The organism is Candidatus Halocynthiibacter alkanivorans, from assembly GCF_003333265.1.
GTDB lineage: Bacteria > Pseudomonadota > Alphaproteobacteria > Rhodobacterales > Rhodobacteraceae > Halocyntiibacter_A > Halocyntiibacter_A alkanivorans.
This window is the reverse complement of the sequence record NZ_QOLB01000032.1, coordinates 100,172-123,969: the sequence shown is the minus strand read 5'-3', so window position 1 is coordinate 123,969 and position 23,798 is coordinate 100,172. Positions and strand designations below refer to the sequence as shown.

General features: G+C 55.2%; 24 protein-coding genes and 1 tRNA gene. 12 read left to right on the top strand and 13 right to left on the bottom strand.

Translation table 11 applies throughout. The features are described from left to right. Positions 1 to 395: 395 nt before the first annotated feature. Positions 396 to 704 carry a DUF4389 domain-containing protein gene (locus DWA01_RS02305; protein WP_114284027.1) on the bottom strand — a complete coding sequence of 103 codons (309 nt, stop codon included), beginning with the start codon at positions 702 to 704 and terminating at the stop codon, positions 396 to 398. Positions 705 to 1,273: 569 nt separating this feature from the next. Here DWA01_RS02305 and DWA01_RS02300 point away from each other — a divergent pair. The 6 genes from DWA01_RS02300 (at position 1,274) to DWA01_RS02270 (ending at position 3,395) form a co-directional block, all read left to right on the top strand. Continuing rightward, positions 1,274 to 1,558, top strand: a complete 285-nt coding sequence (locus DWA01_RS02300) for a hypothetical protein (protein ID WP_114284026.1) — start codon at positions 1,274 to 1,276, stop codon at positions 1,556 to 1,558. A gap of 287 nt (positions 1,559 to 1,845) precedes the next feature. Beyond that, entirely contained in the window at positions 1,846 to 2,043 is a 198-nt protein-coding gene (locus tag DWA01_RS02295) for a hypothetical protein (protein WP_114284025.1), read from the top strand. Further along, positions 2,043 to 2,423 carry a hypothetical protein gene (locus DWA01_RS02290; RefSeq protein WP_114284024.1) on the top strand — a complete coding sequence of 127 codons (381 nt, stop codon included), beginning with the start codon at positions 2,043 to 2,045 and terminating at the stop codon, positions 2,421 to 2,423. The genes DWA01_RS02295 and DWA01_RS02290 overlap by 1 nt, the downstream gene beginning before the upstream one ends. Next, complete coding sequence (locus tag DWA01_RS02285) at positions 2,420 to 2,623, top strand: site-specific integrase (protein WP_114284023.1); 204 nt, start codon at positions 2,420 to 2,422, stop codon at positions 2,621 to 2,623. The genes DWA01_RS02290 and DWA01_RS02285 overlap by 4 nt, the downstream gene beginning before the upstream one ends. 118 nt (positions 2,624 to 2,741) lie before the next feature. Then, positions 2,742 to 2,815: transfer RNA gene (locus DWA01_RS02280), tRNA-Cys, on the top strand. 289 nt (positions 2,816 to 3,104) lie between these two features. Then, entirely contained in the window at positions 3,105 to 3,395 is a 291-nt protein-coding gene (locus DWA01_RS02270) for an integrase core domain-containing protein (protein ID WP_114284021.1), read from the top strand. A 345-nt stretch (positions 3,396 to 3,740) separates the two neighbouring features. Here DWA01_RS02270 and DWA01_RS02265 read toward each other — a convergent pair whose 3' ends face one another. The 6 genes from DWA01_RS02265 to DWA01_RS02240 all read right to left on the bottom strand — a co-directional run bounded on the left by DWA01_RS02265 (position 3,741) and on the right by DWA01_RS02240 (position 12,091). Further along, the gene (locus DWA01_RS02265; RefSeq protein WP_114284020.1) at positions 3,741 to 5,432 is read right to left on the bottom strand and encodes a hypothetical protein; all 1,692 of its coding nucleotides are present in this window, start codon (positions 5,430 to 5,432) and stop codon (positions 3,741 to 3,743) included. A 129-nt stretch (positions 5,433 to 5,561) separates the two neighbouring features. Further along, positions 5,562 to 6,551: a class I SAM-dependent methyltransferase gene (locus DWA01_RS02260; RefSeq protein ID WP_114284019.1), complete on the bottom strand. Its 990-nt coding sequence runs from the start codon at positions 6,549 to 6,551 to the stop codon at positions 5,562 to 5,564. Positions 6,552 to 7,379: 828 nt separating this feature from the next. After that, entirely contained in the window at positions 7,380 to 8,885 is a 1,506-nt protein-coding gene (locus DWA01_RS02255) for a tripartite tricarboxylate transporter permease (RefSeq protein WP_114284018.1), read from the bottom strand. 7 nt (positions 8,886 to 8,892) lie between these two features. Next, complete coding sequence (locus tag DWA01_RS02250) at positions 8,893 to 9,507, bottom strand: tripartite tricarboxylate transporter TctB family protein (protein ID WP_114284017.1); 615 nt, start codon at positions 9,505 to 9,507, stop codon at positions 8,893 to 8,895. Then, the gene (locus tag DWA01_RS02245; protein WP_114284016.1) at positions 9,486 to 10,469 is read right to left on the bottom strand and encodes a Bug family tripartite tricarboxylate transporter substrate binding protein; all 984 of its coding nucleotides are present in this window, start codon (positions 10,467 to 10,469) and stop codon (positions 9,486 to 9,488) included. The genes DWA01_RS02250 and DWA01_RS02245 overlap by 22 nt, the downstream gene beginning before the upstream one ends. Further along, a complete protein-coding gene (locus tag DWA01_RS02240) occupies positions 10,466 to 12,091 on the bottom strand; it encodes a sulfatase (protein ID WP_114284015.1) in 1,626 nt (541 codons plus the stop codon). The genes DWA01_RS02245 and DWA01_RS02240 overlap by 4 nt, the downstream gene beginning before the upstream one ends. Positions 12,092 to 12,204: 113 nt before the next feature. Here DWA01_RS02240 and DWA01_RS02235 point away from each other — a divergent pair, with 113 nt between their 5' ends. Beyond that, complete coding sequence (locus DWA01_RS02235; protein ID WP_114284014.1) at positions 12,205 to 13,104, top strand: LysR family transcriptional regulator; 900 nt, start codon at positions 12,205 to 12,207, stop codon at positions 13,102 to 13,104. 854 nt (positions 13,105 to 13,958) lie between these two features. Here DWA01_RS02235 and DWA01_RS02225 read toward each other — a convergent pair. The 5 genes from DWA01_RS02225 to DWA01_RS02205 form a co-directional block, all read right to left on the bottom strand. Then, a complete protein-coding gene (locus DWA01_RS02225) occupies positions 13,959 to 14,702 on the bottom strand; it encodes a GntR family transcriptional regulator (protein WP_114284012.1) in 744 nt (247 codons plus the stop codon). 78 nt (positions 14,703 to 14,780) lie between these two features. Further along, complete coding sequence (locus DWA01_RS02220) at positions 14,781 to 15,641, bottom strand: NAD(P)-dependent oxidoreductase (protein ID WP_114284011.1); 861 nt, start codon at positions 15,639 to 15,641, stop codon at positions 14,781 to 14,783. Between the two features lie 57 nt (positions 15,642 to 15,698). Then, entirely contained in the window at positions 15,699 to 16,790 is a 1,092-nt protein-coding gene (locus DWA01_RS02215) for a Gfo/Idh/MocA family protein (protein ID WP_114284010.1), read from the bottom strand. 214 nt (positions 16,791 to 17,004) lie between these two features. Further along, the gene (locus DWA01_RS02210) at positions 17,005 to 17,643 is read right to left on the bottom strand and encodes a glutathione S-transferase family protein (protein ID WP_114284009.1); all 639 of its coding nucleotides are present in this window, start codon (positions 17,641 to 17,643) and stop codon (positions 17,005 to 17,007) included. 31 nt (positions 17,644 to 17,674) lie between these two features. After that, positions 17,675 to 18,352: a FadR/GntR family transcriptional regulator gene (locus tag DWA01_RS02205; RefSeq protein WP_114284008.1), complete on the bottom strand. Its 678-nt coding sequence runs from the start codon at positions 18,350 to 18,352 to the stop codon at positions 17,675 to 17,677. Between the two features lie 159 nt (positions 18,353 to 18,511). Between DWA01_RS02205 and DWA01_RS02200 the strand changes: the two genes are divergently transcribed. The 4 genes from DWA01_RS02200 to DWA01_RS02185 all read left to right on the top strand — a co-directional run bounded on the left by DWA01_RS02200 (position 18,512) and on the right by DWA01_RS02185 (position 22,208). Continuing rightward, positions 18,512 to 19,711 carry a zinc-dependent alcohol dehydrogenase gene (locus DWA01_RS02200; RefSeq protein WP_235008398.1) on the top strand — a complete coding sequence of 400 codons (1,200 nt, stop codon included), beginning with the start codon at positions 18,512 to 18,514 and terminating at the stop codon, positions 19,709 to 19,711. Next, positions 19,708 to 20,625, top strand: coding sequence for a dihydrodipicolinate synthase family protein (locus DWA01_RS02195; protein ID WP_114284007.1), 918 nt, complete (start codon positions 19,708 to 19,710; stop codon positions 20,623 to 20,625). Before DWA01_RS02200 ends, DWA01_RS02195 begins: the two co-directional genes overlap by 4 nt. Positions 20,626 to 20,662: 37 nt before the next feature. Next, the gene (locus DWA01_RS02190) at positions 20,663 to 21,136 is read left to right on the top strand and encodes a cupin domain-containing protein (RefSeq protein WP_114284006.1); all 474 of its coding nucleotides are present in this window, start codon (positions 20,663 to 20,665) and stop codon (positions 21,134 to 21,136) included. 97 nt (positions 21,137 to 21,233) lie between these two features. Next, positions 21,234 to 22,208 carry a quinone oxidoreductase family protein gene (locus tag DWA01_RS02185; protein ID WP_114284005.1) on the top strand — a complete coding sequence of 325 codons (975 nt, stop codon included), beginning with the start codon at positions 21,234 to 21,236 and terminating at the stop codon, positions 22,206 to 22,208. Positions 22,209 to 22,255: 47 nt separating this feature from the next. Here DWA01_RS02185 and DWA01_RS02180 read toward each other — a convergent pair whose 3' ends face one another. Then, complete coding sequence (locus DWA01_RS02180; protein ID WP_114284004.1) at positions 22,256 to 22,660, bottom strand: cupin domain-containing protein; 405 nt, start codon at positions 22,658 to 22,660, stop codon at positions 22,256 to 22,258. 62 nt (positions 22,661 to 22,722) lie between these two features. Between DWA01_RS02180 and DWA01_RS02175 the strand changes: the two genes are divergently transcribed. Next, a complete protein-coding gene (locus tag DWA01_RS02175; RefSeq protein WP_114284003.1) occupies positions 22,723 to 23,778 on the top strand; it encodes an Ldh family oxidoreductase in 1,056 nt (351 codons plus the stop codon). Positions 23,779 to 23,798: the final 20 nt, after the last annotated feature.

The window sequence follows — 23,798 nt, the reverse complement described above, 5'->3', positions numbered from 1 at the left end:
TTCCGGTACATCAATGGGTTCTATAACCCTCGACGGCGGCATTCATCGCTTGGTGGAAAAAGCCCCTTGGCCTTCGAACGAAAGGCCGCCTAACATGAGATGAGAGACCGGAACTTTTGCGCGGCAAGTCCAATCGCCTATGGACACCATTGATGGCCGTTTTAGTGCGTCAAACCTGCCATTGGCTGAGCGATGCGCCAATGTCTGGTTTGGGCCGACAGCGACTGTTGGACTGAACCGATTGAAGGTCGCAATGTTCGCTCAGCGAACGTTCAATGACTGCGCTGCGTACGGCGGCTTGCCCCAAAAAACAGCACATTCGCGGTGGTGCCGCGAATGCTTTATTTTGGATGCGAATGTTACTTTCTGAGTTTGCTGCAATCGCTGTCCGAAAGTTAGTCCAGTTCAGTCCAGGGCCAGGGTTTGACATTGCTTGCAGCGGTTTGAAAACGGGCTGCTTTCGCTATCCAGATACCCAAATCGGTCCCGAAATCTGCCAGCCGTTCGTTCGGCTGTTTGTTGTTCACTAGCATCACAACAAACTGCACTACCGTCGCCACACCCAGAATTGTCTGCGCAACAGAGATCATAACCGCGATAAGCAACATGTAGACCAGCCGCAGTAATATCTTGTCCTCATTCTCGGGCTCAATCTGTTCGCCATGCAGGCGGCCTTTTATTTTTTCATCATCCGGCTCTGTCATCTCAATTCCTGTCCCTATGTTTCTGCTATGTCTAACATAAATAGGTGCGACACCGCATAGGCAGAATTGCATTTTTCGACGCGCGGCTTTGGCCATCGGCTTTCGTTCAGTTTCCATCAATTGCGAGGGCCTAGAACAGCCCTTCACTGCAGTCTGATTGAACGCGTATCGCGTTTGGACCAGAGATTCTGACTGGCTTGTATTGACTTGTTGTCAAAATGGGGAATCTTCCCACTTATTGATCGACATGGGGAAGTTTCCCCAGTTTATCTATCGCCAAGGCACAAAGCCACGGCGGTAGACATGAACTCAGAAATCTCAACTTTAAATGCCCAGCGCGCCCAGATGGTAGAGGCGGCACGCGCTGCCCTCGGCATCCGCGAATGGCTGGATCTGGTCTCCACAGAAAAAACCATCGAACTGGCTGTTTCTGGCTTTGATGCCAAGTTCCACACAAGCCGCGGCAGCCAGGATTGCATGGTCACGATCTGTGACATCTGCACCGGTTCAGCTGGTGGGCCCGGAGCAACCCTGCGCACCTGGTGTTGTCAGGTGCTGCGAGAAATGAGATGTCTGGCTGCGATCCGCTTGAAGTCTTCCTTACCGCCTTCGGGCACTTTGGCGGGCTGCGGTTGGCCACAGTGGCACAGCTGGCGGTGGATGCAGGCGCCGGGTCGTGGGTGAAAACTGATACTTACGCCTTGCGCATCACTACGCACATGTATGAACTCGATATGTTCGGGGTGCGCGGTTGCGGCAGTTGCCGGCAACAATCTGCCCTCAACTGGCGCATCGCCGGTTTTTCCGAACCTGAAGGCCGCACCGCCCAGCGCACGCATGTGGTGGCGCCATGACCTATCAGACTCCAGTTACCTCCTGCCTGACTTCCTCGGGCCAACTCCCCGGCGGTTGCAACCGCGACCCTGGGGCTTTTTGCACCCGCGCCGCCCTCCCGGGCGCCCGCCCCGCAAAACCACTCACGGATCCGCCGGGGCCCAGATTCCTGACCTGCCTGTCATCGGCAGCGATGTCGCGCCGATCCGCTTTGGCATCAGGCATGTGCTGTTCATCGCGCTCGAACTGTTGCGCTGATCGAGGTCGGCCTGCCCACCCTCTTCGCCCTGATGCAGGGGACCGGACAATGAGCAGATCAATCCATACTGGCAAACCCCGCGCCGCTGACCTGCCCCGCTATTCCGAGATCCGCACCGGTGGCCTGATGCGCCCAGCGCGCCGCCCGAACGCGCTTTTGGCAGCCCTCTGCATGGCACCGGGTTCGCTGATCCTGTTTTTCATCCTGGGTGTTGGTGCCCTCACCTATGCAGGGGTGACGTTCTGATGGGCCCGAAGACTGGCATGGTGCAGCGCAATTTCCTTGATCTTCTGGCGCCGGCGGAGATTTTCTACCGGGTCGAGCCAATGGACGATGTTATCCAGGGCGACGTTGACGAAACACTGACGCTACCAGCCCCACGCATGGCCTGGGCGCGCGCTCAGATCGAATTGCACCAGGACTGCGAGCCAGGCCGCTGGATGTGGGCAACATCTCACCACCTTGCGGTGTCCGGTGGCGGTTACCGGGTTGGGCCCAAGTGGGGGAAGTTTACCAATGACCTTCGCGCTGCACTAGCGGGCACAAAAAGGAGTCGGTATGCATCCTTACCAATCAAGCGAAACTGGGCGCCCGGTCCTGTCGCGGCGCGGCAGATGCCGCCATGAAAACACGAAAAATTATCGGTGCTGAGAAATACGACATTCACGCTTTACGATACACTACGGCATCGGAATTGGCGCTCGCAGGCTGCTCGGATAAACTCATCGCAGCGGTGACCGGGCAGTCAATCGAGATGGTGGTCCACTACACCGCAACTGTGCGCCAAAAAGTTCGGGCGATTGAGGCACAAGGCAAGAGAAAATAGTGAAAATTTCGAGAACAAGAACAGAACAAGAGCAAAACGTGAATTACGAAACATTGTCGAAACACGGGGTTGCGCTTCTTGACCTCTGCCCGTAAAAGCCCTTTACCACATGGACTAAGGCGAGTTGGCGGAGTGGTTACGCAGCGGATTGCAAATCCGTGTACAGGAGTTCGATTCTCCTACTCGCCTCCAAATCTATTCAGTGGCTTGCTTTATATGCGTCACTGCGCTGACACCTCCGTTTACAGTTTTGTTCACGATGCGGCCCCACGGGCCGCCGCCAATTTGACCAAAGCTATCCGCGGCCTCAAGCGCTACATCGCCCGCGAAGTCTTCTACAGCCTCAGAAAACGAAACTTTGAAATCTCCCAAACCAAATCGGCGCTTGACTGTCAGAAGGGCGCCCAGGGCCGCCAATACACAGGCGCGGGCTGGATCACGACTTTGACCAAAGCTGACATCAAAATATCAATGCCTCTCGGTGATTGCACGCATCCACCTGCCGGTAACAGATCGGTGGGGCCGCTACCTGGACAACATCTTCCCTGACGGTGATTATTCCAACCACCTGACGGCAATGATCGAAAGACTGTGGCGATCCTTGAAACCGGAGGCCGTCTATCTGCACGAAATCACCGACGGCATCCAGGCCAAACCGATCATCGATCGCTGGATCCTGTTCTACAACTCAGAGCGCCCTCACACCACCCTTGATAAGCGAGCGCCGGACAGAACATACTTCGCCAAAGCTGAAACACCAAAAGCGGCATGAACAGAAACCTGATGCATCTCAAACAGGCCGAAAACCTGCCATAAAAAGCAGAACCACTTCAGATATCACAAAGTTATTGAATTAGTTAAGAAAGCTTTGGTGAGCATCTGAATGGTTTAACCATAATAAACCAGGGCAATTAAAATGGATCTGTACTGAATTGTGCAGGCGAACCGCAAATAGAACCCAGAAATGGCGACTAAAAGCATGCAAGATTTGCTATGCCCGACCCTCAGAAATCGCAAGCAATTAATTTTTCTGCCAATTCATCTCGAATTCGGAAACACCATGTTGGAAGGCAGGTCTTATACTGAGGCCTCTATCCAATGCACCAGATCCACCAGATCAATTGAAACTATTCACAAATTCGGCTATTTTGAAGTAGCCCGTTCGCGTGTAATGATCGCTGTTTACGAATTCTTCTGTGTTAAGTAATTCGTCTATATCAACGAAAATTGCCGTATCTTCGCCAAGGCAAAATTCACGACACATCTTATTGAAGCCCGTTCGCATTTCGATCGTGCGTTCCGCTTGCTTCCCATGTTTGGAAGCAACACCAAGAATGAACAGAGGCACTTCCTTGCGCTTTAAGCTTACCGCATGTTCAAACGACTGACGCGTCAATTGCAGGCGATCTTCGAAGGGTATTCGCCGATGAAACATTTCACGCGCAAACTGCCCGGCTGTGTTGGGATCTTTCATTAAGGCCTTGAAGCGTCGCGGCGGTACCGTTCCCCAGTATTTACCGCCAAACCCCTGGCCGCCGAAGGTATACAGATGATCGGAAGGAACGGAGAAATACATTGAAAGCAAAATTAGATCTGACTGGGACAGACTGCTGTCCAATGCCAGTAGATCGTCAAGTGTGTGGCCAATAAAATTTTTCAACGGGCGGCTGTGTTTTAGCTGCATGTCCCGAGGGTTGATGAAAAAGCCAACGTCATCATATCGCACCAGATTGCCATTTTCATCGGGTTTGTTTACGAACTCGTCCCGGTTAGTGCCACAATAGAAAGACACTTGTAGTAAGTCACATCCGCCAACCAGACAAAGCCGATTTTCGGCAAGTTGATTTTCGTTAGCTTCAAAATCCGAAACTTCTGTTATCCAATCTACTTCATCAAAGGATTTTATAGGGTTGGCGACAGGTTTAACGACATCGATTTCCGGCTTTTTCAGGTACTCCCAAATCCATTGTTCGATGCCCATGTTCAGCGTTCGGCACGAGAATGCCATATGATGAACTGTTGTTCCTGAAAATTTGGTGCGCACGCAAAAAAAACCAACAACGCCATAATCACCATAACGATCCATCACATGGACAAGTCCCGCATGCACTCCGGATACGCCAAGCAGCTGTTTCAGGTCAGAAATTTCACTCTCGGAATTAGCTCGGACTTTAGTGTAGTTTAGTTGATTTGTCCGATTTAGTATCTCCAGAACTCTATCCATATTATTGTCGATATCCGTGATGATTTTAACGCGGATACCTGATTGACGTAGAAACTCTGTATTCGAAAGGCCTGCATCGGTTTGTTCTGATTGCTTGCTTTCTTTGACTTTATACTGAGAAAGTCGGCTATGTTGACTGTCCTCTTTACCGGCTAACTCTGGCAGGTTCAGGAGGGCGGGCAGGTCAAGTGTACCATCCACAACCATGATTTTTTTATTGAAGAAAACCGCTTCTTCAAGATTCAAATGATTGTCATCAAGGAACAGGACGTTTTCGTCCCGCAGGCCCATGTTTTTCAACATCGATGTAATTGCCTGCCCCTTAGGAGACCATTGTATGTGTGGAAACACAAACAGATCCCAAATCCCGAGGCTTTCCAGGACACTCTTGGCTTCCGAAAAATCATTCTTTGAACAGATCGAACACATTATGCCGCGCCCGACGAGTGTACGAACCATATCGATGTGGGCTTGAACAGGCTTCATACCCTCTTCCGACAGTGTGCCCTTCCAAAAAGTTTCGTCGAGATCCCAGATTACCAATTTAACAGGGGCGTTGATATTTTCGAACAGTCTGGTTTCCATAATTTTCTCTCGACAAGTAACTTGGCTGCATTTACGGAAGTCGGCTTAATCTGTGACAAGCCCGTAAAACGTTAACCGATCGCATACACTGATTTATCCGACGGCATTGCGCACTTCATAGCGAAAACACTAATTCCCTTTTTTCTCTTTTTCCGCTTTACGGTGAGCCATAATTTCCAACTGGCGCTTTTTTTCCGACTTTTTTCGTTCGATATACCGACGTTCGCGCTCGAGTTCCATTTCTCGCAAGCGTTCATTTCGGGCTGCAAGTTGTTCAAGCCGTACTTCTTCCCTTTTAGTGAAGGCCTCGGCCATCCATCGCAGTTTTTCGCGATAGTCAGGATTATCAAGTGCGCCGCAATTAATCGGATTATCCGTCAAAACACACGACGCCTGCATCCAGTGCCCAGATCGAATATCATCCATCCAAACAGGATGGTTGTCATCTATGAAGTATTGAATTGTTTCGGTGGGCATCCGAATGTTATGATCACAATGAAGCCACTCAATGCCGTAACCTGTTCTTTCAAGCATTTCAAATAATGCGAGACTTTCGTTCCACATATAGTCTGAATAGTTGATCAATTCGTCAAAGAATATCACTACACCGGGGCGAAGTTTTTTATGCGCCTCCAGCGCGGTAAAAATATCGACCGTGGAGGAATAAATATCACAATCTACATTTACAAAATCAACTGTACCAGGCGTATTTTGTAAAAATGAATCGAGAGTGTCAGAAAAATACCCTTTTACCAATGTAACATTATCCGGCGTATCCGGTAAGTTTATCACTTTAAACGGCTTCTGCCAGTCAACCCGACCATCGTCGGGAAAACCCTCAAAGCTGTCAAAACCAAACCATTGTTTGTCGGGAAAACGCGTGGCGCATCGTTTGATCGATTTTCCGCGCCACACTCCGAATTCTAACCGAAGTCCTGACGCGTCGCTGATATTTTCAATTGTCGCATCCAAAACATTGGTTTTAGATAAAGGGCTATCAGAAGGATCACGTAAAGCTTTTTGCGCTAGTAATGGCCACTCCTGGAGTAAGAATCCCATGTAACGCTCTAACTTGGGTACATCGCCCAAACCAGCAGCATAAGGTTTAGCCGTGTCCATTTTCACTAATCCTGTAGTATCTGAAAAATTTTTATTAACATACTGCCCCTGATAATATCTGACAAGTTCTGTTATGAAACATAATTACGCATGATGCGCCTTCGGGATTTTGGGGCGATAGTGACAGGTGCGAAGATCTGATTGGAATACGCGCATCAACTCAAGAGCGCCGCGAAACAAAAAAATGTATTGAGCTGCCGCTTAGTCAAAAAACGGTTGAACACCGCGTTCTGGTTTTCAGGTCCGTTTACACGCAGTTCCAGATTTTCGCCTGTCTTCGGTCCGGTCTCAAGGGCTGCATCCATGAGATGCTGGCGCCGGTTCCCCCAAGGCCCAAACCTCCCTGCTATCCCTTCATTCACCCTGTTTCAGGCAGATGTTCTTAAATCAGAGCTTACCACCAGACATCCCAGGTTTTCCCAGTTCACCGACACCTACACGGTTTCTGTCAACCCGAGAACCGAGGCCGCTTTCAACGCGGCTGCGGACCGGGCCACGTTTGAGTGAACTCCGTCTGCGCCACATGGAATGCGCGTTCGGCGCAGAGTCATTTGGGACGTCAACTGTCGCTCACGCCCCATCTGAGCGATGCCCGCCGCCGGCACCGGACTGCCGGCCGTCACTTCAGTGATATGTTGAAGCGGTTGCGAAAAATCCCACTTGATCAACAGACCAAGGAAGCCCGGTACGGGTGAGTGACGTTTTGACGTTCAATTGGACTGTCACGCGGGCTGCTCAAGTGGTGCTGGAGCTTATTCAGGGTTCAGCGTTGGCGCCCCCTGGTATCCGCATCAAAGACTTTGTTGCGCCGGTCTATTCGCACAGACGTTAAATATCGGCCACACGTGTTTTCCAGACCCGCCATTTGTCCGGCAGCAGCACCAGAATAATCAACAAGACATTGACCACCATAATCAATGCAGAAACCGGCCGGTCGAAAAAAACCATCGCGCCATCGTCCGACATCAGCAGAGAGCGGCGAAAATTGCTTTCTGCGATGGGACCGAGGATCAGGCCGATAACAATAGGGGCCAGCGGGTAATCAAATTTCCGCAGCACATACCCGAGCACACCAAAGCCAAACATCACCCACAGGTCGAACACTGAGGACTGCAGGGCAAACACGCCGACCACACACAAATGCAGAACGAGCGGAATCAGAAATTTCTTTTTCAGCTTGAGCACCGACACAAAAACCGGCGTCAGCAGTATGCCGAGTATGAACAAGAAAATATTGGCGAAAATATAGGCAATGAATATGCCGCCAACGACGTCCGGATTTCGTTCGAACAGGTCTGGTCCCGGAAAAAAGCCCAGAAGCAACAGCGCGCCCATCAGCACCGCACTTGAGGCATCGCCGGGAATGGCCAGCGCAAGTGTCGGAATAAGCGTGCCGCCACAAGCAGCATTATTGGCGGATTCGGTGGCAACAACGCCGCCCTCAGCGCCTTGCCCGTATGGCACGTCGCTCTTGCCGTTTGCTTTTGCGACCGCATAGGCGGTGAACGAACTCATCACCCCCCCTGCCCCCGGAAGCGCGCCAAAAAACGTGCCGATTATGCTGGAGCGCAACAAGTTTGTTTTGTGCCGCAGCGCCATGAACAGGGACTTGAATGACACTGTGATCTTCTGAACTTTTGGTTTTTGGTCGAGCCGGCCAGACTGCACCTGGAGAAACATCTCCGACAGGGCAAAGAGACCAACAACGACCGCAACAATGTGAAAGCCGTTTAGCAGCTGGTATTGGCCAAAGGTGAAGCGGTTGGCTTGTGAGAAACTGTCCGTCCCTATGGTCGCGAGCAATAAGCCCAGCGCACCGGTGAGAAATCCCTTGATCGTGGATTCCTGAGAAACGACCGCGATACAGATCAGGCCCAGAAGCGCCAGAGCGAAATATTCGGGCGGCGCAAAGCGCAACGCAAACCCGGCGAGCACCGGAGCAAAAAAGATCAGAACAATACCGCCGAAAATGCCGCCGAGCGCCGAGGAGGAAACCGCCAGACCAATCGCGTCCCCGGCCCGGCCACGCTGCGCCATCGGATATCCGTCAAGCAATGTTGCCGCTGCCAGCGGCGTTCCTGGTATGCGCAGCACGATCGCTGAAATCGCGCCGCCACAAGAGCCGCCGACAAAAATGGCGATTAACATGCCCATTGCCGGGATCGGTGGCAGGTAAAAGGCGACAGGCATCATCAGGACAATCCCCATCAATGGCCCGAGCCCCGGCAATACACCGATGATCAGCCCAGCCAGGCAGCCCACCAGTGTCAGAAGGATGGCCAGTGGGGTAAAAAACAGTCCGCTGCCGGCGATCAGTGTGTCAAAGATGCTCATCAAACCCTCATGATGGAAAAGAAATGCCAATAATGCCAATGGGCAAAACGACGTTCAGCAGCATTCCAAAAACGATGCCGACCGTCACCATTGCGAGAAAGGCAACGATGGAGGCGACAAGTGGCGATGTTCCAAGTACGAAGAACATCGCAAAAAGCATGGTAAATGTGGCGACGGGATAGCCGAGGATACCAACGCCTCCCAGATATGCGGCGAATATGACCAGGCAAATGATCGCCTTGCGGTGCAGCACAGCCCGGGGCTCAGCCGGGTCCGGTGGCTCTCCGGGTACAGCGGACTCTGACCTGGCATCCGGGCGCGTTTCACCAGTCGCAGGCCCGTTGGACAGGCGATGCGTCCGGATTGACATTCCAATCTGAACACATCCAAGCACCACCAGAATGGCGATCAAAAGCTGCGGAAACATCGCGGCGTTTTTCAACGGTCCGCCCGAGCTTGCGTTCTGAGCCGCGAATGAGGTGGCAATCTGCTGCAATGCCCCCCCCGCCACGCCAAGAAAGATCAACGCGACAACAGCGATTTCGCCGATTACACGCTTGTTCTTTATCATGTTTCTTCCTTCCGGCGTTTTGCTTAAGCCTATTGCTTGCTCATGACCCATTCAATGGCATCAATGCCGCTTTGCAACTCAGCACCCACCGCCCCTACGATTTCGTCGTATTGGTCGGGGCCATAGTTGGTCGGCACATAACCAAGATTGAGCAGTTTTTCCTGCACATCGTCGCGGGCCAGTGCCGCCGCCATGGCAGTACGAAGGGTTTCGACCACATCCGCCGGTGTGTCCTTGCGCACAAGCCACCAATTCCAGCCCATCGGGGACAGGCCGCTCATGCCAAGATCATACCCATAGTCCTGAACACGCGGTGCACCGTCATAAATTGCGACAACCTCTTCCAGTTCACTCAGCACGGCAAGAACACGAACATTGTCTTTGTTTGCCTTATAGGTGCCGGGATTTGTGATAATGAAATCAAACACGCCACCGCGCAGGTCTTTCATCGCCTGCTCGCTTTCATCGAACGGAATCACGGTTCCATAGACATCAGCAGTCTGCAGCACCTTGGCCAGCACCATATGCGGCAAGTTGTTGACGGCGCCGGTTGAGTAGCGCGCTTTACCCGGGTTTGCTCTCATATAGTCAAACAAGGCCGGAAGGTCCGGAAAGCGATTGTCATCGGGGCGCACTATGATGGCAAACGAGTTGGATGTGGCTGAGTAAAGCGGCGTGAAATCTTTATATGACCAGTCGGCATTCCCGAGCAGGGGGGCAAGCACAAGCGGCGCAACATAGCCATCGAAAATCGTGTATCCGTCCGCTGGTTTTTCCAGCGCGGTTTTGAAGGCTTTCACACCGCTGGCGCCAGGTGTCGATACAACCGGAATCGAAACATCCAGCTCGTTGCCCATAGCATCGGCGATGATCTGGCTGATGGCCATGGTGGTGCCCGGCCCCCAGGGGTAGATATTTTCAATGTTTCGATCTGGAAACTCAGTCGCTCCCGATGCAGTGACCGAGACTGCCAAGACAGCCAGGCCCTTTGTGATGGATCTGAATAGGGTCATATTGTTCTCCTGTTGGTTTTTTTTCTTGAGTTATGCGATCTCAATGCGCCACCGGCAACGCTTGGGCCTGGCGCAAGCCCGAAGTGTGCGTAGAGTTCCTTTGGTGCGTCGTGCTGTGCGAAGTGACCGGAAATTTGTGCGGTAAGGCGATCAACCGTTGTGGGGTCGGACAGCGGCGTTTCCTGCGCTGGATCAGCGTCAAGATCAAACAGCACACTCTCGCATTCCGCCAGCGAAGTGCCATCCGCCCCGACCTGGCTGTTTTTGGGATCCATGCGAATTTTCAGAAGTGGCACACCTTTGGTAAAGTCAAAGGGTTCGACAAGCTCGCTGGTTTTCAGCTCATCAATGTCGAAATGGGACGTCATATGTGTCGGCATCAGCGTATAAAGGTTAAGCCCTTCCCTCGCCGGGTTGTCGGGATAGCGGAAGTAGCTGTAATGCCCGTCAGTGACACAAACCGGGCCTGCGAACATTCCAAGTGCAAGACTTTCATGCACGGTCACCTCATCGGCCAGCAGCGGCAGCAAAGAAGCGCCCGTTACGCTTGTGGGAACCTTGCAGCCGTGGAAGTCCAGAAACGTTGGCATCAGATCAGGGGTCTGGGTGAGGCCGGAGCGGCGTGAACCGGCGGCCCCACCGTGATCAGGATGCCGGATCATCAGCGGAATATGAGAAATCTCCTCATAATACGGCGTCCGGTTCTTGCCCCACCACTCGTGTTCAGACAACAGAAATCCATGGTCGGTCGTCAGTACCAGAGCGGTGTCTTTCCACAGGTCATGGGCGTCGAAATAATCGAGCAACTTGCCGAAATATTCATCACACATTGCGATCAAAGCCGCATAATTTCCGCGAATTTCAGCAATTTCTTCAGCGGAGTTTGTCACCTTTTCATAGACCGGCCAGTCCAGTATTTTACCGCTGTAGCCGCTGTCATAAGCCGCGCGGAACCGCTCCGGCGCGACAAAGGGCTCGTGCGGGTCAAAACACTCCAGTTGCAAAAACCAATCGTCTGCTGCCGCATTCAGATCAAGGAATTCGAAAGCGGAGGCGAAACACTTGGCAGTTGGAAAATCCGCTTCCTCTTTCAGAAAGTCACGGTTGACCGCGGCGCGGGACTTTTTCCACGCCATTTTTTCGGAATTGTGACGGGTCATGGTCTTGCCCGGCTTCAGCCCGGCGAACGGATAATGCCGTTCGTCATATTTCTCAATGATGCGGTCGACAGGCGGAACGACAAGCGCTTTGACCGGATCGTACTCCTGCCCTCTGATAAAATCCCAGCTGTCGAACGCGTTGGCATATCCCCAGCCGCCGTCTTCAAAATAATGCAGATGATCAGAAATAAGATGGGTGTAGACGCCGTTTTGGCTGAGCGTCCGGGCAAAGGATTCATCAAATGGCTCGAGCGGCCCCCAGGACCGGTGCATGAAATTCAGACGGCCCGTATGCAAATCCCGCCGCGCCGGCATGCAAGGAAGACTGCCAACGTAATGTTTGTCAAACGTCACAGCCAGTTTTGCAAACCGGTCAAAATTCGGCGTTTCAATCGCAGTGCCACCATAGGCGCCGAGTGCAAGGCGATTAAGCGAGTCAAACAGAACAAATACGGTTTTCATGGTTCCCTTTCATCCGGCCCGGTGCAGGTCAGCTTGTCGTGCTAACTTGATCATTCGTTATCATTCTGTAAAATTGATTTATTGAAGAGTCCCATTTAAAAAAGGAATGCCAAATGGACCGGAATCTGGATGCATTCCTCGCGGTTGCCCGGGCTGAAAACCTGACACAGGCGGCAGAACGTCTCAATTTAACGCAGCCGTCGGTGACCAAACGCATTGCGAATCTGGAAGCAGAGCTTGGCAGCGCTTTGTTTGAGCGGCACCGGCGCGGCATGACGCTGACACCAGCGGGAAAGCTGTTCTATGCGCGCGCAAAACGGATTGAGTCAGAGTATAACCAGGCGCGCGAAGAGGTCGCTGCGATCAGCGCGGCAGGGCTGTCGGTGCTGCGCGTCGGGGCGGGTCCGCTTTATCACCTCAACTACGTCGCCGGTCTTTTCAAAACACTGAAACTGCAATTTCCAAACCTCAGGCTGGAACTGATAACAGATTCAACCAGCCGGGCCCTGCCGATGCTGGTCGAGCAAAAACTGGATGTTTATCTTGGCAGAATGGACTCTGAAATATTTGGCGACGAACTTTGTTTCAAATATGTGACAAGCGTCGAACACGGCATTGTCCTGGCGCCAGACGATCCGTATGCCAGCCTGGACAAAGTCGACCCGGCGCTGCTGTCGGGCTACAGCTGGATCATCTACACCGATGACTCTGAAATGGAACGGAAAATTCACGGTTATTATCTGCCAAAAGAAGCGATTTCGCCGACGGTTGATGTGCGCCCAACCTCGTTCGCCGCGGGTCTGCAACTCGTCAGTCAGGGCAATTTCGTGATGTCTGCGCCCCTGCAGCTTGCTCGGGTGATTGAAAAGGAAGGGCTGAAAATCCGGCCATCACTGAACGGTATGCCGAAGCGGAAAACCGGAATTCACCTGAGAAAAAGCTCGCTGCAATACCCGGTGATTCAGAGCCTGCTGAGCTTTTTCAACGAAGTGGGGCCTGGCATTCAACGCTGACAAATTTCTCAATACCGGTTGAAAACTGAACCGGACCTGTGGTGGTATTGTTCCGCACTTGAAGTGTGAACCGGCATCCAAGATTGGCCCACAAAGGTGGGTAGTGAGCCTTTAAAACTGGCCCGTCTGCGTCTGGTGTCAGCGTGCACAGGTCAGCTTTGTCCCTGAACAAACCGGATGAAAATACAGCTGACGTACACGCAGGAAAACGAGGATCCTGGTGGGCACTCGAATGCAAGAGTATGCCGCACTCTACTTCTACTCAGGCCGGAGAATGTCAGGCAAAACATTGGATAACAGAGTGCATGCGCTCAGCGCGGAAACCGGCCCGTCATTCGTTTCAGATGTCCGCTGCCACGACGCGCGGAAAGACGTCTCAGAGAACACTCTCGCAGACCGCATCCGCGCGACGCGAACTGCAATCGGCACCCCGGAGCCGACAGATGAGAGGGCGGATATTATTTTGAGACCCAATCACTGACCTTTGGTGGCCCTGGTCAGGCCTCGCGGGCGGCATCGATCTGCTTCTCCCGCCCGGTATCGGCCTTGTTGCCAGTTGCGGCCAGACGTTCACAGCTCGCCGTTGGATCCGGGTTCTTGAACAGGCTGTTGGCCACGGGCGCCTTGTCAGTCTGCTCCCACACCGCCCCTAAGAGCGGAGACCCGCCGCTGTCTGTGCTTTGGCGTTGGTGAACTTTCCGCAGTGTCCAGGGGCAGGCATCGCGCAATTCACCAAGGGTGAAATAGCGGAACCAGTGACCACGCCACTTTTCAGATGCGCGCCCGCGACAGGGCAATATGATGATCGGGCGGCAGATCCATCCGACCTCAGAACCAGAATAACTGGTTGTCGATCAACTCTGTCTTTCCAGTTCAAAATTCAGCCGGAACCGGTTCTCAGGATGAATGGAACAGGTCACCAGGTAGATTTCACCCTTGGCGTTACTGTAGCGGCGTATGATCCCCAGCGCCGGCGCGTCTTGCGGCACCCCAAGCTGCGCAGAACGTTTCTGATCAATGCGAGTGACGAAAACCTCAACCCGCGCCAGCGCTGCGTGTTGGTCATGGGTCTGTTCAATCTGCTTCAGAAGCGATGCTCCGGTGGGATTGGGCAGATCCAGCACATTTGCAAATGCAGGTAAAATATAGGCATCCAGCCAGCTGAGCGGCGCCTCTGAATGCCGGGTCAGCCGCATGGCCTGCAGCCAGACCCATGGCTGCCCGCGCGCGCATTGCAACATCGCAGCCAGCTCTGCTGTTGCCGTGATGTTTTCTGTTTCCAATTGCTTCCGGAACGTCTCTGCCGGGTATTGCAGCAACTCCTCAAAAGAAGTCAGCGTCTGGGTGATCCTCGATTGCGGCTGATTTGAAATCACAATCGTACCGACGCCGGAGCGCGCCTCAACGAGGCCGATTTCACGCAACCCGCTTATGGCTTTTCGGATGGTGAACCGGCTGGCGGAAAACCGGTCGCAGAGTGCGTGCTCAGTCGGCAGGCACTGGCCCGGCCGGTGCAGACCGTCGGCTATTTCCTGCTGCAACGCGGTTTTGATTTCCTGATAACGCGTTGTTTTTTTGGCGACTGGCGACCTGGTCATATTCAGCTTCCGATCTTGCAGTCAGCATGTTGTGGACATCAGCGCCGCAGCAGGCCGTCACTGTGACTCCGGGTGAAGTTAGGCCTCTGCTCGCGCCCGGGCAATGGCCAAAATGATCGCGGAATTGTCGAAATCACCCTCTGCATGGTCCAGACAGTCCTTAAGCATGTCCTGATAGATCTCGGCAAACGGCAGACGCTGGTTTTTGCTCTGCGCCAGGTTCTGAATAATGGCGAAATCTTTCAGCGATTGGCTGACACGGCCCTGGGCCTCAAACGATCCGGCGACCATCAGCGGCCCTTTGGTAGCCATGACCTGTGAATGTGCCGCGGAGTTTTGTGCCAGGTGCAGCACTGCGGCGGGATCAAGACCCAACCGCTCTGCGAACACCAGGCCCTCAGCCAGCGCGGCCCGGTTCAGCCCCAGGATCAGATTGATCACCAGTTTGGCGCGGTTGCCATTGCCGATGGCGCCCAGATCAAAATGAGCCCGCCCCAGCGCGGCGAAAAGCGGCGACAACCGTTTTGTCGCCGCCGCATCACCGGCGATAAAAAACACCGCTTCACCGCTGGCCAGTTGCGCACTGGTGCCGGACACCGGCGCTTCGCACAGGATCCAGCCTTTCTGCTTTGCCCTGGCCTCCAGCGCGGCCATCCGCTCCGGGTCACAGGTGCTCATGGACACAAGTATGCCGCCGGTGCCGTGTGGCGCCGCGTCAATCAGGCGTTCCAGCTGGTCGGTGTCAAACACCGCAGAAAAGACAATATCAGAACGCCAGACTGCGCCCGGATCCACCGCGACGCCGCCGCCCTCCTCAAACAGGGACACACGCCCGGCATCCGGGTCATAACCGCGCACGGCGTTGCCCGCCGCCAGCAGCCGCCCCGCCAAAGAGGCGCCGATCAGCCCAAGGCCGAATATTCCGATACTGTCGGTCATGAACTCTCCTTATCAGCCGTTTGCTTCCAATGCCTCACACCGCGTTCCGCCCGCGCATCACCCCGAAGTATCGCCGTGGTTTTTCGCATTCATATCTGCCAGCTTCGCCAATGCCAGATTGGACAGCGGCAGACTGACAGGGTCATTGGTCTCAGCCGAAATATCTGCGGCCGTATAGGTTTCCATCACAGTGCGGGCGTGTTCCGGCGAGACCATAACATCCCGGTCCAGCAGCACCGCTTCGAGGAAATGAAGCGTCTCCGGCCCCATCTGTCCGGCAAAAACATGATCGACCTGTTCCCCGGGCATCGTTGACATTGGATACTGAGTGCCCTCGGCCACGGTGTTCAGCCAGTTGTCCCGGCTGGTATCATCCAGCATGAGCGCGCCATCGGTGCCGGTGATTTCGATCCAGGTGCCACAATAGTTCGGATAGCTTGGCGGCAGGTTCCAACCGCCACCGACCACGACCAGAGTGCCATCATCCATGGTGATGGTGCTCCACATACAGTCATAAGACCCGTTCAGCTCCTCCATGTACCCGTAGGCGCCCTGGGAATACACCCGCACAGGTTTGGCGGGCTCCAGCAGCCAGAAGACAAAGTCCAGGTCATGGGTTGATTCCATCGCTGCCGGCGACAGTTTGACCCGGTTGGCGATCTTTTTGCCCAGATTGCGCGACAGGTGCCGGCTGACCATGACATTGACCACCTTGCCCAGAGTTCCGTCTTTGATTGCTTTTTTGGCGTAAGCAATCTTGGGGTTAAAGCGCTGGGAATAGCCGATGGTGAATTTGACGTTATTTGAGTGCGACAGCGCGATCAGCTCGTCGGCCTGTGCCAGTTCCAGCGCGATTGGTTTTTCCAGCAACACGTTTTTACCGGCTTTCAGACACGCTCGTGCAATCAGGTAATGGCTCTGTTCCGGCGTGGTCGAAATATAGACCACTTCGATCGCCGGGTTGTTGACGATATCCATATAGTCTGCGGTTGCTGTCGCCGGGTTGGTTTCCTGGCGGACCTCAGCCAACCGTTCAGGACGGATTTCACATATGTGCAGCTTATCGACCAGCGCTGATCTGGACAGGGTGACCGCCCGAATGCCGCCACACCAACCTGCCCCGATAACCGCAACTTCAACTTGTCTCATCTGACTGCCCCTTTAGCGTCTCATTGTCAGGGCAATTATCTGTATATGTCCGGACATTTGTCAATGCTTGTCAGAAACTCACCGCACTTAATGTGATAAACACCCTTTTATTAAGACTCTATCACTCAGATACGGCGAATTTCAACACAGAGGGAAAACAGTTCATTTGTCCGGACATGCTAAATCAATGCGTTTCGAATCGACCCCAGACACCTCACGGCAGCGGTATGTCGCCCACATCTTTTGGCTGCCGGTAGCCGCGCTGAACCGCCGGGCGCTCCGCGATACGGAGATACCAGTCAAGCACATTGGGATAGGCCTTCAGGTCAACTTGCTGCCAGTCAAAACGCGACACCCAGGGCCAGATCGCCATATCAGCAATGGTGTATTGCCCCTGCCAGCGACCGGCGACATAGTCCCGCCCGCTCAAGCGCGTCTCCAGCACTTTGTAGAGCCGGTGCGCCTCGGTGGAAAACCGCTCCTCAGCATAAGCAGATTTGCCCGGGTTGTATTTGACGAAGTGATGCACCTGACCAAACATCGGCCCCAAGCCGCCCATCTGCCACATCAGCCATTCCACCATGCGCCAGTGCTCCTCCCCTTCACAGCCAAAGCGCTGATATTTGTCGGAGAGATACATCATGATCGCCCCGGTCTCCATCAGGCGCATGCCGGTCTCATTGTCCACAATCGCCGGTATACGGTTGTTGGGCGCGATTTCCAGAAACGCCGGCGCGAACTGCTCGCCTTTGCTGATGTCGATGGAATGGGCCACATAGTCCACCCCCAGCTCTTCCAGCAGAATAGAAACTTTGCGCCCGTTTGGCGTCGTCCAACTGTACAGATCAATCATTCTTTTTCCTCAAATCCTGACGGCCGGCTTTTCAGCCGCCTGCGGTCATCGCCGCGATTGTTGATTTCAAATGCGCCGACATTGCCGCCCGGGCCCCTGTATGATCCCGGCGCTCCAGGGCGGAGACGATGTCATCATGTTCTTTAAAGGAGTGATAGCCGCCCTGAGGCGCCCCGTCTGACGGGTTCAGACGTTGCCAGACGACGATCCTGCGCACCCCGTTCACGATCCGGTGCAGATCGTATAGCAGGGGATTGCCGGCGCTTTTGGCGATCAGATCATGAAACGCCGCGTCCAGATCCTCATAAACACTCCAGTCCGGCGCCGCGCGCATCTCGCGTTCCAGCCGGCGCAGCTCCAGCAACTGTTTCGGGGACGCATGCAGCGCCGCCATCTGCGCCAGTTCAGGCTCCAGCGCCACCCGCGCTGCCATCGCCTCCAGCGGACCGGTCCGGCCGGCCAGCACATTCACATCAGTGCTGACGGAGGTGGCGAGTTCAACATCTGAGGCCTGCCGCAGATAGGTTCCGCTGCCAACTTTCCGCTCCAGCCGCCCCTCGGCCTCCAGAACCAGAAGCGCTTTGCGCAGCTCCGCGCGACTGAGCCCCAGCTGCGGCGCAAGTATCCGCTCTGGCGGCAGCCTGAAATCTTCAGCCCGCCGCTCTGATGCCAACCAGCTGCGCACCCTGGACAATGCACCGCCGCTCATTGGTCAACCTCTTGAACCGCAGGCACCCCATCAAGAAATGTGATTATCATGTGCATTTATTCGCTATATACAAACCTGAAACCTTTGCGTAACACTTTCATCAGAGATTGGTTGCACACTTGCCGCAATTGGTCAACCAAATTTTTGAAAGATGTCAGCATGGATCATACGACAATGGAGCAGGCTTCGGACTGGGACAAGGTCACCACTTCCCCCGCGATGCCGGTGCCAGAGGTAATGAACGCCTGGGTATTAGGCGATCCGGAACAACTTACCCTGTCAACAAAGCCAGTCCCCGCCCCCGGCCGGGCAGAGGCACTGGTGCGGATTGATGCGGTTGCTATTTGCGCCACCGATCTGGAAATCCTGAAATATGGCACACCGGCGCTGATCGAAGGCGGCGCACCGTTCAACAAAGATTTCACCCCCGGCCACGAATATATGGGCACCATTGCAGCGCTGGGGCCAGGCGTTGACGAGTTTGAAATCGGCGACCGGGTTACCGTGGAGATCCACGCCGGCTGTGGTCAGTGCAAACGCTGCCGCATGGGCATGTACACCTCCTGCCACAATTATGGCATGAACTACGGCGCGCACGATAAAGGCCACCGCGCCAACGGGTTCACCACCAATGGCGGCTTCGCCGAATATGCGGTGAACAACATCAATACAATGATCCGCGTGCCCGACACGATGACAGATGAAGAAGCCACCCTGGTGGTGACCGCAGGCACATCGATGTACGGGCTGACCGAGCTTGGTGGCCTGGTCGCCGGTGAAAGTGTCGTTGTCATTGGCCCCGGCCCGATCGGCCTGCTGGCGGTGGCGGTGGCAAAAGCGCTTGGCGCGTCCCCGGTTATCCTGGTCGGAACGCGCAAGAACCGAAACGACATCGGGCTGAAACTTGGCGCCGACATCACCATCAACCCGAATGACGAAGACGTGGTCGCGCGCGTCAAAGAACTGACCGGCAAAGGCGCCGATTATGTTGTCGATTGTGCCGGCAATGAAACCACGGTGAATCAAGCGGTTCAGATGACCAACCGCGGCGGTAAAATCTGCCTGGCAGCCTTTCCCAAGACGGCGGTCAAATTTGACCTTGGCGCCCTCGCCGTCAACAATATCTACCTCTATGGCATTCGCGGCGAAGGCCGCTCCGCCACCCACCGGGCAATGGCCTTCATGGCGGAAAAACGCTTTGATGCCAGCCTGATCCACACCCATACATTTGCGATGGAAGAGTTGCCAACCGCGCTGAAATACGCGCGCGAACGCATTGATGACGCGATCAAAGTCGTGGTGACAACACGAAGCCCCCAAAGCAAAACAGACAATTCTGAAGAAAGCAGCACCTCATGAGCAAAGCAAAACGCGGCATCTACGCAGCGGCAATCTCCCCCCTGAACGCGGACGGCTCTCTTAACGCCGCCAAACTGGTGACCTACTGCCAGCACCTGGTAACGGACGGCGGTTGTGATGGTGTCGCCCCCACCGGCACCACCGGCGAAGGCACCTCGCACGCGATGCAGGACCGGCTGGCGCTGCCAGCTGCGTTCCAGCAGGCCGGATTCGCCGCCGACCGGGTGATTTTTGGAACCGGCGCTCCGGCAGCAGGCGACTGTGTCGCGCTGACACGCGCGGCAGTGGAAGCCGGCTATAACAATGTGCTGGTGCTGCCGCCCTATTATTACAAAAACGTCTCTGACGAAGGGCTGTTTGCCTATTACGCCAACCTGGTCGAACAGATCGGCCGCGATGATCTGCGTGTCTACCTGTATCATTTCCCACAAATGTCCCAGACGCCCCTGTCGCCAACACTGGTGACACGTTTGCGTCGCGAATTTGGCGCCATCATCGCCGGGCTGAAAGACAGCAGCGGTGACTTTGAACAAAGCCGCGCCATTGTCGAGGCAACCGGCGGCATTGCGGAGGACTTCGACGTCTACCCATCCTCGGAATCCATGCTGTGGGACGGGCTTGCAATCGGCACCGCCGGCATTATTTCCGGCTCCACCAATGCGTTCGGCGCCCGGGCCCGGGCCGCTCTTCATACGGCTGAAGGCCCCGAGCGGGATGCCGCGATGGACGAAGTCAGATCCACGCGCGACCTTGCCTCCAAATACCCTATGATGGCCGCCATGAAGCAGATTGAAGCCTGGCGCAGCGGCGATGACGACTGGACGCGTATGGCGCCACCTCTGGTCGGCCTGAGCGCGGCGCAGAAGACCGCACTCAGAGCCGATCTGGACGCTTTAGCCCAGGCCGACGTGTAAATCAGCGGCCGGATGCCGTACTTTCAGGAGAATACCCATGGCTGAAACCACATCAGTAACTCATGGCCCGGATCATGTTGAAATGGCGCAGGACGCCGCAGCATTTGCCCACTGGCCCGACGGCATGCGGGACGAAATGCTGCAATATCAGAACAACGGCGTTGTCGGATCAGTTCTGGTATCGGAAACGGACAATGTCCGGGTCTGGCACCTGCATATCGCGCCCGGCAAACGCTGTGCGTTCCACCGCCACGTGAATGCCTATTTCTGGTCTTCACTGGCCGATGGCAAAGCGCGCGGATATTTTGCCTCAGGCGAAATCCGTGACGTGAGCCATTATTTCGGTGAAACCAAACACTTCGCCTATGGCAGCGAGGACTCTATGGTGCATTCGGTGGAAAACATCGGCGACACCGACCTGCGGTTTTGTACCGTCGAGTTTCTTGACGGACCCAATTCGCCGCTGCCAATCCCCGACGAGTACCGGTTGGAAAATCAACCCGCTTCGTGATCCCCCTCATCGCCTTCACCCGTCACTCAGGTGAAGGCGGTTCTGCCTGTTTGTCCTGGTCACCCCGGGCGAAATCAACTCAGCGACAGGATATGATATGAAAATTGAAGTGATTGAAATTGCCCGGCAGGGTGCGCCCGAAGTTATGTCACTGACCCACGCCGAGCTGGATCCGCCCGCGCCCGGTGAAGCGCAGATCAAACATACGGCGATCGGGCTGAACTACATGGATGTGTATCAGCGGTCAGGTCATTATCCGCTTGCCCTGCCCAGCCGCCTGGGGCTTGAAGCTGCCGGTCAGGTGACGGCTGTTGGCGAGGGGGTCACCGGTCTGGCTGTCGGGGACCGGGTCGCATATGCCGCTGTCCTTGGCGCCTATGCCAGCCACCGGAATGTTCCCGCATCCCGCCTGATCTCCCTGCCCGACGACATTTCAGACGACGTCGCCGCGGCTGTGCTGATGAAAGGCATGACGGTAGAGTATCTGCTCAACCGGACCCGCAAAGTGTCTGCACAGGACACGGTCTTGTTCTGGGCAGCATCCGGTGGTGTGGGCCAAATCGCAGGTCAGTGGGGCAAACACCTGGGTGCACGCATGATCGGCGTGACCTCCGGCGCGAAAAACTGCGCTGAGATTCAGTCTCTGGGCTATGACGCTGCCATTGACCGCACTCGCGAGGATGTCGCTGCCCGGGTCGGGGAATTGACCGGTGGCAAAGGCGTTCAGGTCGTTTACGACAGCATTGGTGCGGCGACATTTGACGCTTCGATCAACAGCCTGGCGACTTATGGCCTGTTTGTTTCTTTTGGCGCCACAACCGGGGAAGCCCCGGCGGTCGCCCCGTCCCTGTTGCAAAAAGGTGGCTCGCTCTATTTCACCCGCCCAACCCTGGGCGATTATGTGAAACAGAGCGAAGACCTGCAACATTCTGCTTCTGAAGTGTTCCGGCTGGTGCGGGAAGGCGTCCTGTCTGCCAATATCAACCAGCGCTTCAAATTGTCCGAGGCCGCATTGGCACACGCGGCGATTGAGCGAGGCACGACCACAGGCTCAACGATCCTGATCCCCTGATGCCAGCCGCCGGTACCAGCGGTGCGGCGGTATCGTCGCGCGTCAGTTTATACCTGATCGCGCGGCGACATATGCGGCACCGTTTCGCCGGTTTCAGTAAAGGTGCGGGTGACATCCTGCGCCCCGTAGATCCAGAGAATGACAAGCGGCTCATTGCCGGTATTGCGGAAATAATGCGGCGCGTTGGCGGGCACAAAAGACGTGTCCAGCGCGCCGAGCTGAATGGTTTTTCCGTTGATCATTGCCTCGGCAGTCCCCGAAAGTATGGTCACCTGTTCCGCGCAATTGTGAGAATGCAGCGGCGCGGCGCATCCCTTTGGAAAAACCGTGGTGCCCGTGGTGAAGGGCGTATCTGCGGCATTGCCTTTGCCCACCAGCAGGCGGGTCTCGACCCCGTCCCCGCGGCTGAACACTGCTACGTCACTGTATTTAATCGATATTCCGTCCGACATGTCTCACCTCTTGTCAGTTCTGTTTTCTGTTCAATGTGTTTCTCTTCAGAAAGGTAACAATAATGCCCCCTTCAACTGCACCTGTGTCTTTTGATGACCTGCGCGCCTTCATCGAGCGCAGTTTTATCTCTTGTGGCATGCCGGGTCCCGACGCGCAGAAAGCGTCCGCACTGATGGCGCGCGCCGACCTGATCGGCCAGGACGGGCACGGCGTCTTCCGCCTGCCCCAGTACATCCGCCGCATCCGCGCGGGTGGGATGAACGTTGCGGCGCAGATCCGCACCGTCAGCGATCGGGCCGCAACGGCGCTGATTGACGGCGACAATGGGCTGGGCCATCTGGTGATGCGACATGCCACCGAACTTGCGATGGAAAAGGCCGCCACAACCGGCGTGGCCTGGGTCGGGGCGCGCAATTCCAACCATGCGGGTCCTGGCTCGCTTTATGCGGCGATGCCGGCACAGAAGGACATGATCGGGATCTATATCGCAGTGGGCAGTGCCAACCACATGCCACCCTGGGGCGGCAGTGAAATGCTGCTCAGCACCAACCCGATTGCGGTGGCCATTCCTTCGGCCAACAGGTCCCCCATTATCCTGGACATGGCGACCACCGTGGCCGCCTATGGCAAGGTGAAAACCGCTGCACAGCGCGGCCAACAGATGCCTGAGGGCTGGATGATCGACAAAGAGGGCCGGCCATTGACCGATCCCCAAAGGGCGTCTGAAGGCTTTTTGCTGCCCATAGGCGGCGCCAAAGGATATGGGCTGTCGCTGATCTTCGGCATTCTGGCTGGCACGCTGAACGGGGCCGCATTTGGCCGCGATGTGATTGATTTTAACGCCGACAGCAGCACCACCACCAACACGGGTCACATGATTATTGCGCTTGATATCAAGGCCTTTACGGACCCGGAGACGTTTAAGTCGGGGATTGACCGGATCTGGGAACAAATGAAGTCCTCGCCACGTTTGCCGGGGTTTGATGAGATCCGCCTGCCGGGGGAACGTCTGGCCCGGGTCACTCAGGAACGGTCGGAAAACGGCATTCCGTTGCCGCAGACTTTGCGCAAAGCGTTGAATGATCTCGCAGATGAACTTGCGATTGCGCCGTTGTGATTGCAGTTGCGGCACTGTGT

What these genes read in the sequence shown, in the direction of transcription:
- DWA01_RS02305 (WP_114284027.1), bottom strand. Translation starts at nt 704, where the DNA reads ATGACAGAGCCGGATGATGAAAAAATAAAAGGCCGCCTGCATGGCGAA.
- DWA01_RS02300 (WP_114284026.1), top strand. Translation starts at nt 1,274, where the DNA reads ATGTCTGGCTGCGATCCGCTTGAAGTCTTCCTTACCGCCTTCGGGCAC.
- DWA01_RS02295 (WP_114284025.1), top strand. Translation starts at nt 1,846, where the DNA reads ATGAGCAGATCAATCCATACTGGCAAACCCCGCGCCGCTGACCTGCCC.
- DWA01_RS02290 (WP_114284024.1), top strand. Translation starts at nt 2,043, where the DNA reads ATGGGCCCGAAGACTGGCATGGTGCAGCGCAATTTCCTTGATCTTCTG.
- DWA01_RS02285 (WP_114284023.1), top strand. Translation starts at nt 2,420, where the DNA reads ATGAAAACACGAAAAATTATCGGTGCTGAGAAATACGACATTCACGCT.
- DWA01_RS02265 (WP_114284020.1), bottom strand. Translation starts at nt 5,432, where the DNA reads ATGGAAACCAGACTGTTCGAAAATATCAACGCCCCTGTTAAATTGGTA.
- DWA01_RS02260 (WP_114284019.1), bottom strand. Translation starts at nt 6,551, where the DNA reads ATGGACACGGCTAAACCTTATGCTGCTGGTTTGGGCGATGTACCCAAG.
- DWA01_RS02255 (WP_114284018.1), bottom strand. Translation starts at nt 8,885, where the DNA reads ATGAGCATCTTTGACACACTGATCGCCGGCAGCGGACTGTTTTTTACC.
- DWA01_RS02250 (WP_114284017.1), bottom strand. Translation starts at nt 9,507, where the DNA reads ATGGGTCATGAGCAAGCAATAGGCTTAAGCAAAACGCCGGAAGGAAGA.
- DWA01_RS02245 (WP_114284016.1), bottom strand. Translation starts at nt 10,469, where the DNA reads ATGACCCTATTCAGATCCATCACAAAGGGCCTGGCTGTCTTGGCAGTC.
- DWA01_RS02240 (WP_114284015.1), bottom strand. Translation starts at nt 12,091, where the DNA reads ATGAAAACCGTATTTGTTCTGTTTGACTCGCTTAATCGCCTTGCACTC.
- DWA01_RS02235 (WP_114284014.1), top strand. Translation starts at nt 12,205, where the DNA reads ATGGACCGGAATCTGGATGCATTCCTCGCGGTTGCCCGGGCTGAAAAC.
- DWA01_RS02225 (WP_114284012.1), bottom strand. Translation starts at nt 14,702, where the DNA reads ATGACCAGGTCGCCAGTCGCCAAAAAAACAACGCGTTATCAGGAAATC.
- DWA01_RS02220 (WP_114284011.1), bottom strand. Translation starts at nt 15,641, where the DNA reads ATGACCGACAGTATCGGAATATTCGGCCTTGGGCTGATCGGCGCCTCT.
- DWA01_RS02215 (WP_114284010.1), bottom strand. Translation starts at nt 16,790, where the DNA reads ATGAGACAAGTTGAAGTTGCGGTTATCGGGGCAGGTTGGTGTGGCGGC.
- DWA01_RS02210 (WP_114284009.1), bottom strand. Translation starts at nt 17,643, where the DNA reads ATGATTGATCTGTACAGTTGGACGACGCCAAACGGGCGCAAAGTTTCT.
- DWA01_RS02205 (WP_114284008.1), bottom strand. Translation starts at nt 18,352, where the DNA reads ATGAGCGGCGGTGCATTGTCCAGGGTGCGCAGCTGGTTGGCATCAGAG.
- DWA01_RS02200 (WP_235008398.1), top strand. Translation starts at nt 18,512, where the DNA reads ATGGATCATACGACAATGGAGCAGGCTTCGGACTGGGACAAGGTCACC.
- DWA01_RS02195 (WP_114284007.1), top strand. Translation starts at nt 19,708, where the DNA reads ATGAGCAAAGCAAAACGCGGCATCTACGCAGCGGCAATCTCCCCCCTG.
- DWA01_RS02190 (WP_114284006.1), top strand. Translation starts at nt 20,663, where the DNA reads ATGGCTGAAACCACATCAGTAACTCATGGCCCGGATCATGTTGAAATG.
- DWA01_RS02185 (WP_114284005.1), top strand. Translation starts at nt 21,234, where the DNA reads ATGAAAATTGAAGTGATTGAAATTGCCCGGCAGGGTGCGCCCGAAGTT.
- DWA01_RS02180 (WP_114284004.1), bottom strand. Translation starts at nt 22,660, where the DNA reads ATGTCGGACGGAATATCGATTAAATACAGTGACGTAGCAGTGTTCAGC.
- DWA01_RS02175 (WP_114284003.1), top strand. Translation starts at nt 22,723, where the DNA reads ATGCCCCCTTCAACTGCACCTGTGTCTTTTGATGACCTGCGCGCCTTC.